Here is a 13,277-nt window from a genome sequence, read left to right on the forward strand (position 1 = left end):
GATTTTGGATATTGCTTTTTGGATTTTTTACTCCTATTTTTACCAAAAAATAAACCCTAAACATTGAAAGATACAGCCAAACATCAAGGACTTCGCAATCAGTTAGTAAGCACTTTACAACAAAAAGGAATTACTGATTTACGTGTGCTTGATGCGATAAAAAAAATTCCAAGACACCTTTTTTTAGAATCTAGTTTTCAAGATTATGCTTATCAGGATACGGCATTTCCTATAGGTGCCGGACAAACTATTTCGCATCCTTATACGGTAGCTTTTCAGTCTCAGTTACTCGAAATTAAGAAAGACCATAAAATTCTGGAAATAGGTACGGGTTCAGGATATCAAACCGCTGTTTTGTGTACGATGGGAGCTAAAGTGTATAGTGTAGAGAGACAAAATGAATTGTTTAAAAAAACTTCGGCTTTATTGCCAAAATTAGGTATCAGACCCAAACATCTTACTTTTGGAGATGGTTATAAAGGTTTGCCAACGTATGGTCCTTTTGACAGTATTATTGTAACTGCAGGCGCTCCGTTTATTCCACAGCCTTTAATGGCGCAATTAAAAATAGGAGGAAGATTAGTAATTCCGTTAGGAGAAGATGTTCAGGTAATGACCTTGTTGATTCGAAAAAACGAAACACAATTTGAAAAACACGAATTAGGCGAATTTCGATTTGTTCCTTTACTAGAAGATAAAAATTAAGGCTTTTAAAATTAATTAAAAGCCTTTTTTATTCTGTCCAAATCACGTTTGGTATCCTGTTCTTTTAAAGATTCACGTTTGTCGTAGTTTTTCTTTCCTTTACAAAGACCAATTTCCAGTTTTGCAATTCCTTTTTCATTAGTAAATAATCGCAAAGGAATAATGGTTAAACCTTTGGCCTGAACACTTCGGGCAAGATTTTTTAATTCTCGTTTGTTCAGGAGTAATTTTCGTTCGCTTCTGGATTTGTGATTGAATTGATTTCCAAAACTATATTCTTCAATATAAGTGTTAATGGCAAAAAGTTCATTATGGCTATTAAATTCGCAAAAGCTTTCGGTAATATTCGCTTTTCCTAATCGGATAGATTTGATTTCGGTTCCTGCCAAAACAATTCCAGCAGTATACTTTTCGATTATTTCATAATCAAATCGCGCTCTTTTATTAAGTATGTTGACATTTTTTAGCATAGGATTGCAAATGTAGGAACAATTACTAAAACTCCACAATTTTTTAGTGATTTTGATTTAATACCGATTGTATATTCAATATAGCCCAATTTCATTGTGCTATTTTCATATTACATCGGCATTATACCAGAATATTTTGGACTAAAATATAAATTTGGTATAAATTTGCTTTATGGAAAAACAAACTTCAAACGATCCGTTGCACGGCATTACTCTAAAAATGATATTGGAAAAATTAGTTGATTTTTATGGCTTTGATACTTTAGGCGAATTAATAAATATCAAATGTTTTAATGATAATCCAAGTATCAAATCAAGTTTGACTTTTTTAAGAAAAACTGATTGGGCCAGAAAAAAAGTCGAAGAGTTGTATGTTAGATCTTTATCTAAATTTAATTAATTCAATTTATAAGAAATCATAATACCGCCTCGGTACGGAAGCCATTCACCACTTTTATTAAAGTTTTTTACTGATTCGTATCTTCCTGGCGTTCCATCTAAATAATAGCCTTTATAAAATCCCTGATGCCAGCCACCACCAATAAAAGCATCTAGAACAAATTTATCACTTAATCTTTTTTGGTAACCAATTGTGGCACCAATGTGGTAACCTAGACCTTTTTCATAATGATTCGTTCCCCAATAATTCCATTTTTGTATTTTATATACATCGCCTCCAAAATGAAATCCTGTATAAAAGCCATTGAACTTTTCATGAAAGTGATAACGGTATTCAGGAGTTATCATTAAAGCCTGCATTGGTTTTCCATCAAAAGATTTCCAAAAAGAAGCAAAACCATCAATACTAAAAGTAGATTTTGCTCCAATACTCGTTTCAATTCCTAGTTGAGGAACAGCAACCAAAGCACTTAAACCATTAATTTTGATATAGGTTTGTGCTCTGGATACAAGTGAAATAAAAACTAGAAGCGAAAATAATATTGCTTTTTTCATTAATTTTTTTGTCAAGCAACATTAATTTATTGCCAATTAGTTTACAAATATAATTTTTTAGCTTGTAATATATTTATTATAATATGTTAATTAAAAAGTAAATTATTGCGTGAATTAATTAATTAAATTATCTCAATTTTAAATTGTGAAGTGAAAATATCATTTGCTTCAATGACTTGAATTCCTTCTTTTTCGAATAAATTTCCTGTTGTTTCATTAGTGTCAGAATAACCATGCCAAGGTTCGATACAAAGAAAGGGAGCGTCTTTTTTTGTCCAAATTCCTAAGTGAGGAAATCCCTGAAAATGAACTTTTAATAAAGGATTATTATTGTGTAAAACAGCTAGTTTTTTTGATATTAAACTTTTAAAAATCAAAGCGTCATTTTCGAATAAAGAATAATTTAATTTAACCAAATTGTCTGTTTTTTCAAGAGTTTCGGTTTTACTAGAGATTAAATCATTTTCTAAAAGATGGTAAACTAAAGTTTCGTCTTTTTCGAATTCAATAGCATAATTTTCAAAATTTCCATTTAAAGCAAAAGCAGGATGAGCGCCTATTGAAAACGGCATCTTAGATTGATTTTTGTTAATTACTTTATATTGAATGATCAGATTTTTCTCTTCGATTGAATAGTGTATCTGAAATTCAAAATCAAATGGATATACTTTTAAAGTTTCTTTGTTTGATTGTATTGAAAAAATAGCACTATTTTTAGTTTTTTCAATTAGTTCGAAAGTCATGTCTCTTGCAAAACCATGTCTGGATAGAGAATATTTCTGGTTATTTAAAGTATAAGAATTGTTTTTAAGTGTACCAACAATGGGAAATAAAACAGGAGAATGTTTGCCCCAAAAATCAGGATTGCCTTCCCATATGTATTCTTTATTGGTATCATTTGTCAGTAATGAGAATAATTCGGCACCTTTATGATTGATATTTGCGGTAATAAATTCGTTAGAAATTGTAGATGTCAAAATAGTAAATTTTTAATAAATATATTTTTCGATAAATATATTTCATAAATTTTAATTAAAGCTCTAATTTAATGAAAGGAATATGTGATTTTTTTTATTAATTTGTTTCAAATTGAAAAAATATGAGAAACATTCGATTAGGTGCTATTTTTCAGATAGCATTATTTTTAGGGACTTTATCCGTTCAGGCTCAGGAAAAATCAGTTCTAAAACCGACTTCTAATTATAATTATCATGATGCTTTTGCTCCATTTTTTTACACTAAAAATGGAACTGCTACACGTTCAGCAAGTGGTCAGCCAGGAGCTGAATATTGGCAAAACCGTGCCGATTATAAATTGACAGCAACTTTAAATGCACAAACTAATGAAATTGTAGGAACAGATATTATTACGTACACTAATAATAGTACCGATTCTATGTCGTTTTTGTGGTTAAATTTAGACCAAAATTTATTCAAGGCTGATTCTCGAGGTGAGGCTATTGTACCTATTACAGGAAGCAGAAATGGTAAACGAGGACAAATTTTTGACGGAGGTCATAAAATAAAGTCGGTAAAAATTATTAAAATCGATAATAAAAAAGTTGCCGATGTTGAAGCTAAATACATTATTAGTGACACTCGTATGCAATTATTTCTCCCTGAAGAATTAAAATCAAAAGGAGGGAAAATTGAGTTCAAAATTGAGTTTTCTTATATTTCGCCTAATGAAGGTTCAGACAGAACAGGGGTTTTAGAAACTAAAAACGGAAAAATATTTACTATTGCTCAATGGTATCCTCGTATGTGTGTGTATGATGATGTAAGAGGATGGAATACTAATCCCTATTTAGGTGCTTCTGAATTTTATTTAGAGTATGGTGATTTTGATATTGCTATCACGGCTCCAGCAAATCATATTGTGGTTTCTTCCGGTGAATTATTGAATCCTAAAGAAGTATATTCGGCAGAGGAATACAAACGTTTTTTACAGGCAAAAGAAAGTGATAAAACAGTTATTATTCATTCTAAAGATGATGTATTAGCAAAAAAAACGACAACTACGGGAACTAAAACATGGCGTTACAAAATGGTTAATGCCCGTGATGTTTCCTGGGCTTCTTCGCCAGCTTTTATTTTAGACGGAGCTCGAATTAATTTACCAAGTGGTAAAAAATCATTGGCATTATCAGCTTATCCGGTAGAAAGTGACGGAAATGATGCCTGGGGACGTTCGACTGAATATGTAAAGCATTCGATAGAAAATTATTCTAAAAGATGGATGGAATATACCTATCCTGTAGCAACAAATGTTGCGGGGAATGAAGGCGGAATGGAATATCCGGGAATTGTTTTTTGCAGTTGGAAATCAAAAGGAAAAAGATTGTGGGGTGTTACCGATCATGAATTTGGACACAACTGGTTTCCAATGATTGTAGGTTCTAACGAACGTTTATTTGGATGGATGGACGAAGGTTTTAATACTTTTATTAATTCGTTGAGTGATCTTGATTTTAATAATGGCGAGTACAAGGAAGACAAAGAAGACATGCATGAAAAAGGTACTTCATACACAGATGCTATTTTGGAACCTATTATGACTTCGCCAGATAATATGAAAGAAGAGCACATTGGTGATTTGTGTTATTCTAAACCAAGTGCCGGATTAGTTATTTTGCGTGAGCAGGTTTTAGGACCAGAACGTTTTGATTTGGCTTTAAAAACTTATGTAGAGCGCTGGGCTTTTAAACATCCACAACCGGATGATTTTTTCAGAACGATGGAAAATGTTGGAGGAGAAGATTTAGGTTGGTTCTGGCGAGGTTGGTTTCAGTACAATTGGAAATTTGATCAGGGGATAAACGGAATAAAATATGTGAAAAACAATCCTAAAAAAGGAGTATTTATTACTATTGAAAATTTTGAAAAAATGCCAATGCCGGTTGTGATGGATATTAAACTGAAAAGCGGAAAAGTCGATCGCGTGAAAATACCAGTAGAAGTATGGCAAAAAAATACAACATGGACTTTTCAACACAATTCTACAGAGGAAATTGAAAAAATTACTTTAGATCCGGATCGTGTTTTTCCGGATAGTAATTCGGCAAATAATGTTTGGACTTCCAGCAAGGGTTTAGTAGAAGAAGACATGATTTATGATCCGTATTTAGGAACTTTTTCGAATGCGAGAGTGCCAATAAAGATTGTTATATCAGAAAAAAATACTTTACTGAATGTAGAAATTACTGATTATCCGGAATTCTCTGTTGATATGATTGGGAAAGATGAATTTGAATCGAAACGTGCGGGTTTAAAATTCAAATATAATGCTGATAAAACAGGATTTGATATGACTATTGGAGATGGAAGAGTAATTCCTTTTACCAAAGAAAAATAAATTACAAATTTCTATTAAAACAAAAACGGTTATTGAATTTTCAATAGCCGTTTTTGTTTTAAATAATTATTATATCTTAAAAAATCTTTGTTTGCTACGATTAAAAAAATGTACTTTTATTGCGTTTTATTTATTACTAATTTTTTCAACAACTTCATTTTGGATAAAAAGATTACGATTGCAATTGATGGATTTTCTTCTACAGGAAAAAGTACTTTGGCGAAACAACTGGCAAAACAGTTAGGATATGTATTTGTAGATACTGGTGCTATGTATCGCGCAATCGCTTTTTTTTCGATGGAACACGGCTATATTACTCCCGATTTTTTTGATAAAGAAACTTTGATAAACAGTCTGCCAAGTATCCGTTTGCAATTTAAATTCAATGCCGAATTGGGCTTTGCCGAAATGTATTTGAATGATGAAAATGTTGAAAAACAAATTAGAACCATTGAAGTTTCTAATTATGTTAGTAAAGTTGCCGAAATTCCCGAAGTACGAACGAAATTAGTCGAGCAACAACAGCAAATGGGAAAAAACAAAGGAATCGTTATGGATGGCAGAGATATAGGAACGGTTGTTTTTCCAGATGCCGAATTGAAGATTTTTATGACTGCCAGCGCACAAACCCGTGCTCAAAGACGTTTTGATGAATTAGTTCAAAAAGGCGATCAGGTTACATTTGAAGAAGTGCTTAAAAATGTAGAAGAACGCGATTATATCGATACACACCGCAGCAATTCGCCATTAGTGATAGCTGATGATGCAGTCGAAATTGATAATTCAAACCTGAATAGAGAAGAACAATTTGGATTGGTATTAGATTTGGTTAATGAGGTTTTGCAAAAGGGTTAGTATTTGGTAAAACTAACATTAAATTTATATTTTGAATAAACAAAATTCTTTCTGATGAGTATTAAATTTAGGTTAGCTTTAATGAGTTTTCTCCAGTTTTTTGTTTGGGGCGCCTGGTTGATTACAATAGCCAATTATTGGTTTGGCACCAAACATTGGGATGGTACTCAGTTTGGCCTTGTTTTTAGTACCATGGGAATTGCTTCTTTGTTTATGCCTACGCTCACCGGAATAATTGCAGATAGATGGATAAATGCCGAAAAACTATACAGTGTACTTCATTTATTGTATGCCGGAGTTTTATTTTGTTTACCAGCTGTGACTGATTCTACTACTTTTATTTATGTGATTTTATTAGCCATGTGTTTTTATATGCCTACTATTTCATTGTGTAATTCCGTTTCTTATAATGCTTTAATTGTCGAAAAAAGTGATGTGGTGAAAGTTTTTCCGCCCATTCGTGTTTGGGGAACTGTTGGTTTTATCGTTGCTATGTGGATTACTAATTTGTCAGGAAGTAAAGCCACAGAATATCAGTTTTACATTGCCGGAATTGGAGCTTTAATTTTAGGGATTTATGCTTTTACATTGCCGGAATGTAAGCCGCAGCAATTAACTAAAGAAAATGCTTCATGGGTTGAAACTTTAGGTTTAGAAGCTTTTAAGTTGTTTGGAAATTACAAAATGGCTTTGTTTTTTATTTTCTCTATGTTTTTAGGCGGCGCTTTGCAATTAACAAATGCTTATGGTGATGTTTTTTTAGACGAATTCAAATATTTCCCAGAATATGCTGATTCATTTGTGGTGAAATATTCAACGATTATTATGTCTATTTCTCAAATATCTGAAACCTTATTTATATTAGCAATTCCGTTTTTTCTGAAACGTTTTGGAATCAAAATAGTGATGCTGATTAGTATGATGGCCTGGGTATTGCGTTTTGCTTTTTTTGCTTACGGAAATCCATTAGATGGCTTATGGATGATTATAATGTCTTGTATTGTTTACGGAATGGCATTTGACTTTTTTAATGTTTCGGGTTCTTTATTTATAGTAACGAATACTGATTCTAAAATTCGTTCTTCAGCTCAGGGGTTATTTATGATGATGACCAATGGTTTTGGTGCCATTTTAGGAAGTCTCAGCTCGGGATGGATTATTGATCATTTTTTTACCAAAGCATTTACAAATACAATCGAATTAGCCCGTTTTTTGAATACCAATTCTTCTAATGTGTTAATGAATGATTTTCTAAAGAATCAGGCTGTAAATATTGATACAAACGGAGATTTTAGTCAGGCTGTTTTTATGAAAGACTGGCAAACAATATGGTTGTCTTTTGCTTTATATGCTTTGGTTGTTGCTATAGTTTTTGCTGTTTTGTTTAAACATAAACATGATCCTAAAGTGATTGAAAATTATAAGCATTAAAGATATTTTTAAACGTATTTATATAAAAAATGAGTTAGGTAATTCCTAACTCATTTTTGTTTTTAGCTAACAGTTTGGTTTATTTAATATCGATAAGTTTTGGAGATTTGGGTTTTGCCTCTTCTTTTTTAGGAATATCGATAGATAAAATTCCGTTTTCATATTTGGCCGAGATTTTTTCTTCGTCCACATGTTCAGGAAGCGTAAAGGAGCGACTGAAAGACTGATAGCTGAATTCCTGTTTGGTAATTCTTTCACCGTCTTTGAGTTCATTGTTTAGTTTTTTTTCTGAAGAGATTGTTAATAAATCATTATTCAGTTCAATTTTGAAATCTGGTTTTTCAAAACCGGGAGCAGCTACTTCTACTAAAAAAGAATCTTTAGTTTCTTTAATATTTAAAGTAGGCAGCGTAGTGTTGGTCATTGAAAAATTATTTCTATTCCAACCTTCAAAATCATTATTAAAAAATCTGTCAAATAAACCAGGCCATTGATTTTGATATCTAACAAGTGTCATAATAATAAAATTTTAAGTTAAACAATATTTTTATTGTGAAACAGCAAAGAAAATACCATTTGCAAAATACTGACAATACGTTAGTTGTTGGCTTTTTTTATGTCTTTTTGATTCTGAAAATTTTATTAATTTTTAAGAATGAAATGTCAATTTTTCAGTTTTTAAATGGTTTAAAAGTCAGTGTTTTAAATTACTTCTATAAAATTTGCTTCATGAGGACACTTAGCAGATTCTAAATTTAGGAATATCGATATCTTGTTTTTTTCACTTGTCTAGTTACTGCTTTAATTGTTTTCAAATTGTTAAAAGAAGTGGTTGTTCCCTTTATAATTTGTAGCTTGCTGTTTCAATTGAAAAGACTATGGATTTCTCATTTTTTTATTCAATCATTACCGTTGCAATAGGGCAGTTATTTATATTGTTCTATTTGCATGACGACTCATTCTTAAAATGTTCTAAAGAGTTTATAAAGTAAGCCCTGTCCGCCCAAGGCAGGGAATTTTTCCTATTTCTTTATAAATTAATAATTCATCAATCATTACTAAGCTGATTTATTGTTGTTCTTTTCCAATTCGAAAGTATAGGGGAGGAATAATTTTGGGTACTATACAATGAAGCTTTAAGTATTGATATAAAAAAGAACAAAAAATGATTCAAGCTGCAGAACAAGAAATTGTATTAACAACAGGTATTTATGATTTGATTAAAGATCATGTTAGAAGAAAAAAAGTAACTGTTGAAGAAGAAGAAGTTTTAAAAAATCAATTAAAAAAAGCAAAACAGGTTACACGAAAAAATTTGCCTTTAGACGTGGTAACAATTGATACAAAAGTTACAGTTAAAAATAAAGTTACAAATCAGGAGGAAATATATACTCTTGTAGCGCCTGATCGTGCAAAAAGGCGCAACAATACCGAATCTATTTTAAGTACCATTGGTTTGGCTCTCGTTGGATGTAAGATAGGCGATGTAATTCACTGGAATTTTAATGCTGAACAAAAGGAATTAGAAATTGTAAATGTTGAGCGATTAGTATAATTCAAATTGCATATTAAATTAAAAAAGTCGTCTGTTTCTGTATTGAAATGGACGACTTTTCTATTTTTAAAATCATTTTTTACTGTAAATTTTTCTAAATATACTAATTACAATTATCTTGGGGATGGGGATTTGTTTTAACAAGGAAACCACCAATGCATAAAATACAATTTCCCGTTTTTTAGAAAAACTTTAATATGTCCGTCAGAAATATTGTCTTTGTCTTCTCTTAATTGAATGACTTGTAATTTTCCTTCTCCATATACGTCTAAAGTGTGAATTGTATTGACAGCATTAGGAAATAATTTTCGTAGATCATTTATTGTAGTGTCCGAATTTAGAATAACATTATTGTATTTTAAATAGTTGTTTTTAGTAAAACGAAATTCATCAACGGCAACTTTGTCTTTGCTGTTTTCAAATCGGGAGCCGTTTTTGTATAAATATTTGTCTTCTAAATCTTTGCTTCCGTCCGGATTTTCAAAAATATAAGCACAAGGTTCTTCTTCGCTCATTAGTTTTGTACTGTCTGCTTTATCAAAGAATATTTCAAATTCTTTCAATGAAAAATACCTGCTTACTTTTCCATTAAATAACATTTTGTTCGCATCAAAAACTTCTATTTGATTGTTAGTTTCTTTGACTGATGTTCGCTTTTCAGTATTACTTACTTTTTCAGTTGGTTTCGTTTTAATTGTTTCTGAATGGCTTATTTTTGAGTTATTACAAGATTGTAATAGAAACAAAAATACAATCAAAAAAGAAAAAGTTGGTATGGAGTGTTTTTTCATTGTTGAAATGAATTTTACTAATATAATTTTTTTTGCTCACTGTTTCTGAGTATGCATCACAAATCCGTGTTATTTGGTTTCATTGATTCGATTTGAGTGCTCAATATTTGTTTCATCAGAATGAATGAAAATTTAACACCATCTTTTTCAGAAATAATGTCTTTCAGAAAGATTTTAGAATTGTCATTATAAATTACGGGAAAAGAAATTGATAAATATGTCATTATATTTTTCTTAGGTTCCCAAAATCTATATTTAACTTCTGTTTTGCCTTCATACTTTTTTAAAAATTTATCTATAGTTTGTCCTTCCTTATACCAATTTACGATTGATTTATTTATCCAAACATCATCCCATTTTTTAAAGAAAGGAAAATGAGAAAAAATATTTCTAACAAATTTAAAAAGTTCACTCCCGATTTCTGACTCCATTGGTGGACGAGCAGTTTTTAATTTCTCAATAATCCATTTTAAAGGTTCGTAATTTAGTAGTTCAGCATAAATAACAAACACTTGGCTAATTTTCGAAAATCTTTCCCAATCATCTTTCTCCCAAAATGAATCAAGCATAACTTCGTCATACAAATCAAAGAAACGATTATAAGCTAAAGTTAAAAATTCTATTTCTGAATCGTTCGGTTTAAGATTTTCGTTCATTGGAAAGTGTATTTATACTAACTATTTTGGATGCATGAAAAAACAGTAGAAAGTCAACCCGTTTTTTGTAAATCGGTATGGCAACTGTTATATTTCTTTCAAATATATCAAAATATTTTTACAAAATATCTTCTAAAAACAAAACAAACTAAATAGCCCTGATGGAAGCGGCATCCTCTTGTCTCGTCCCAAAAGACGAGACAAGAGATAGAGCGGACAGCAGGAGGGAAGTGCTTTGAAAACCAACTCATTGTGCTCCTAAAAAAGAAAAAAAAGAGGATAAAAATGAATTTGTCTGGTTTAAGTAGTGATTATCAGTGGGATTTGTTTTGTGGTTACAGAAAAATGTGTTAATTTTGCGCACCTTTTGGTGGATAAGAGTTTCCTTTAGGTATCAACTAATTATATCAACAACTTCTGTTGTTTTCTATCACATTAAGAAACTCGAGAGAATACAGAATACAAATTTTTTATCAGCATGTCTGAACAAATTAAATCACAAGAAGAGTTTTTAGCAAATTTTAACTGGCACAACTTTGAAGAAGGTATTGATGCAGTAGATGAAAAAAACTTACTAGAATTCGAAGAATTAGTATCAAAAACTTTCATTTCTACAGATCAAGAAGAAGTAGTTGAAGGAGTTGTAGTTAGAATTACTGATAGAGACGTTATCGTTGATATCAATGCTAAGTCTGAAGGTGTTATTTCTTTAAATGAATTCCGTTACAATCCAAACTTAAAAGTAGGTGACAAAGTAGAGGTATTAATCGACATCCGTGAGGATAAAACAGGTCAATTAGTATTATCTCACCGTAAAGCACGTACTATCAAGTCTTGGGATAGAGTTATTGCTGCTAATGAAACTGGAGAAATCGTTAATGGTTTCGTTAAATGCAGAACTAAAGGTGGTATGATCGTTGACGTTTTTGGAATTGAAGCGTTCTTACCAGGATCTCAAATTGACGTTAAGCCAATTAGAGACTACGATGTTTACGTAAACAAAACTATGGAATTCAAAGTGGTAAAAATCAACCACGAATTCAAAAATGTTGTTGTATCTCACAAAGCGCTTATCGAAGCTGATATCGAGGTACAGAAAAAAGAAATCATCGGTCAATTACAAAAAGGACAAGTATTAGAAGGTGTTGTTAAAAACATTACTTCTTACGGTGTATTTATTGACTTAGGTGGTGTTGACGGATTAATCCATATTACTGACCTTTCTTGGTCAAGAATCAACCACCCATCTGAAGTTCTTGAATTAGACCAAAAATTAAACGTTGTAATCCTTGATTTCGATGATGAGAAAACAAGAATCCAATTAGGATTGAAACAATTAAACGCTCACCCATGGGATGCATTAGATGCTAACTTAACTATTGGTGATAAAGTTTCTGGTAAAGTAGTTGTAATCGCTGATTACGGTGCGTTTATCGAAGTTGCTGAAGGTGTTGAAGGTTTAATCCACGTTTCTGAAATGTCATGGTCTACTCATTTACGTTCTGCTCAGGATTTCGTAAAAGTAGGTGATGTTGTTGAAGCAGTTATCTTAACTTTAGATAGAGACGATCGTAAGATGTCATTAGGTATCAAACAATTGACTCAAGATCCATGGACTGATATTACTTCTAAATACCCAGTAGGTTCTAAACACACAGGTATCGTTAGAAACTTTACAAACTTTGGTATTTTCGTAGAATTAGAAGAAGGAATTGATGGATTAATCTACATTTCTGATTTATCTTGGACTAAGAAAATCAAACACCCATCTGAATTTGTAAACGTTGGTGAAAAACTTGATGTTGTTGTATTAGAATTAGATGTTGAAGGACGTAAATTATCTTTAGGTCACAAACAAACTACTGCTAATCCTTGGGATCAATACGAAGATTCTTTCGCTGTAGGAACTATCCACAATGGTGAGATTTCTGAAATCGTTGACAAAGGTGCTACTGTAGAATTCGGAGATGATATCGTTGCTTTCATTCCTACTCGTCACTTAGAAAAAGAAGACGGAAAGAAATTGAAAAAAGGTGATTCAGCTGATTTTAAAGTAATTGAATTCAATAAAGAATTCAAAAGAGTAGTTGCTTCTCACACTGCTATCTTTAGAGAAGAAGAAGAGAAAAACGTAAAAGCTGCTGCTGAAAATACTTCTGCTGCATCTACTAACGCACCAGCTGCGACTTTAGGTGACAACAATGATGTATTAGCTGCTTTGAAAGCTAAAATGGAAAAATCAGAGAAAAAATAATTCTTAGATTTTCTAAATATAAAGCCTCACAGAAATGTGAGGCTTTTTTTTTGAAATTACTTGTCCCGTCCTGAAATTTTCTCTTAACCCCATCTGCCGTTGCGGACAAATAGAGGGTTTTAGTTCTGGTGGTTAGCCGTACCATAAAAAAAAAAAAAAAAAAGACAACAACGAATCGGCAATAGTAACTATAATATACAACTCGAATTATATTAGCGATTGCGTATCAAAAGAGCTACATCGTCCTATAC

The 13,277-nt window shown here is 31.6% G+C and carries 13 protein-coding genes; 7 read left to right on the forward strand and 6 right to left on the reverse strand.

Going from position 1 to position 13,277, the window contains the following annotated elements:
* The first annotated feature begins 63 nt into the window (after nt 1–63).
* Nucleotides 64–705, forward strand: coding sequence for a protein-L-isoaspartate(D-aspartate) O-methyltransferase (locus FEM21_RS14225; RefSeq protein ID WP_035661706.1), 642 nt, complete (start codon nt 64–66; stop codon nt 703–705).
* A gap of 11 nt (nt 706–716) precedes the next feature.
* Here FEM21_RS14225 and smpB read toward each other — a convergent pair whose 3' ends face one another.
* Nucleotides 717–1,175 carry an SsrA-binding protein SmpB gene (gene smpB, locus FEM21_RS14230; protein ID WP_035661709.1) on the reverse strand — a complete coding sequence of 153 codons (459 nt, stop codon included), beginning with the start codon at nt 1,173–1,175 and terminating at the stop codon, nt 717–719.
* Nucleotides 1,176–1,347: 172 nt separating this feature from the next.
* Here smpB and FEM21_RS14235 point away from each other — a divergent pair, with 172 nt between their 5' ends.
* Nucleotides 1,348–1,575, forward strand: a complete 228-nt coding sequence (locus tag FEM21_RS14235; protein WP_035661713.1) for a VF530 family protein — start codon at nt 1,348–1,350, stop codon at nt 1,573–1,575.
* On the opposite strand, the gene FEM21_RS14240 is transcribed toward FEM21_RS14235, so the two are convergent.
* Nucleotides 1,572–2,129 (reverse strand): DUF3575 domain-containing protein, encoded by a 558-nt coding sequence (locus FEM21_RS14240; protein WP_035661769.1) that lies wholly within the window; start codon nt 2,127–2,129, stop codon nt 1,572–1,574. The genes FEM21_RS14235 and FEM21_RS14240 overlap by 4 nt on opposite strands.
* 122 nt (nt 2,130–2,251) lie before the next feature.
* Nucleotides 2,252–3,106, reverse strand: coding sequence for an aldose 1-epimerase family protein (locus FEM21_RS14245; protein WP_035661716.1), 855 nt, complete (start codon nt 3,104–3,106; stop codon nt 2,252–2,254).
* A 122-nt stretch (nt 3,107–3,228) separates the two neighbouring features.
* On the opposite strand from FEM21_RS14245, the gene FEM21_RS14250 reads away from it, so the two are divergent.
* The 3 genes from FEM21_RS14250 (at nt 3,229) to FEM21_RS14260 (ending at nt 7,770) form a co-directional block, all read left to right on the forward strand.
* A complete protein-coding gene (locus FEM21_RS14250; RefSeq protein WP_035661719.1) occupies nt 3,229–5,484 on the forward strand; it encodes a M1 family metallopeptidase in 2,256 nt (751 codons plus the stop codon).
* A gap of 108 nt (nt 5,485–5,592) precedes the next feature.
* A complete protein-coding gene (gene cmk, locus FEM21_RS14255; protein ID WP_051627617.1) occupies nt 5,593–6,339 on the forward strand; it encodes a (d)CMP kinase in 747 nt (248 codons plus the stop codon).
* A 54-nt stretch (nt 6,340–6,393) separates the two neighbouring features.
* Nucleotides 6,394–7,770 (forward strand): nucleoside permease, encoded by a 1,377-nt coding sequence (locus FEM21_RS14260; RefSeq protein WP_035661722.1) that lies wholly within the window; start codon nt 6,394–6,396, stop codon nt 7,768–7,770.
* Nucleotides 7,771–7,849: 79 nt separating this feature from the next.
* Here FEM21_RS14260 and FEM21_RS14265 read toward each other — a convergent pair whose 3' ends face one another.
* Nucleotides 7,850–8,287: an Hsp20/alpha crystallin family protein gene (locus FEM21_RS14265; protein WP_035661725.1), complete on the reverse strand. Its 438-nt coding sequence runs from the start codon at nt 8,285–8,287 to the stop codon at nt 7,850–7,852.
* 648 nt (nt 8,288–8,935) lie between these two features.
* On the opposite strand from FEM21_RS14265, the gene FEM21_RS14270 reads away from it, so the two are divergent.
* Nucleotides 8,936–9,325, forward strand: coding sequence for a GreA/GreB family elongation factor (locus FEM21_RS14270; RefSeq protein WP_035661728.1), 390 nt, complete (start codon nt 8,936–8,938; stop codon nt 9,323–9,325).
* A 137-nt stretch (nt 9,326–9,462) separates the two neighbouring features.
* Here the strand turns inward: FEM21_RS14270 and FEM21_RS14275 are convergent, their stop codons facing one another.
* Nucleotides 9,463–10,116: a hypothetical protein gene (locus FEM21_RS14275; protein ID WP_152547419.1), complete on the reverse strand. Its 654-nt coding sequence runs from the start codon at nt 10,114–10,116 to the stop codon at nt 9,463–9,465.
* 56 nt (nt 10,117–10,172) lie between these two features.
* Entirely contained in the window at nt 10,173–10,772 is a 600-nt protein-coding gene (locus FEM21_RS14285) for a hypothetical protein (protein WP_035661737.1), read from the reverse strand.
* Nucleotides 10,773–11,250: 478 nt separating this feature from the next.
* On the opposite strand from FEM21_RS14285, the gene rpsA reads away from it, so the two are divergent.
* Complete coding sequence (rpsA, locus tag FEM21_RS14290; RefSeq protein WP_035661740.1) at nt 11,251–13,026, forward strand: 30S ribosomal protein S1; 1,776 nt, start codon at nt 11,251–11,253, stop codon at nt 13,024–13,026.
* The last annotated feature ends 251 nt before the right edge of the window (nt 13,027–13,277 follow it).

Source organism: Flavobacterium seoulense (genome assembly GCF_000695795.1).
Taxonomy (GTDB): Bacteria; Bacteroidota; Bacteroidia; order Flavobacteriales; family Flavobacteriaceae; genus Flavobacterium; species Flavobacterium seoulense.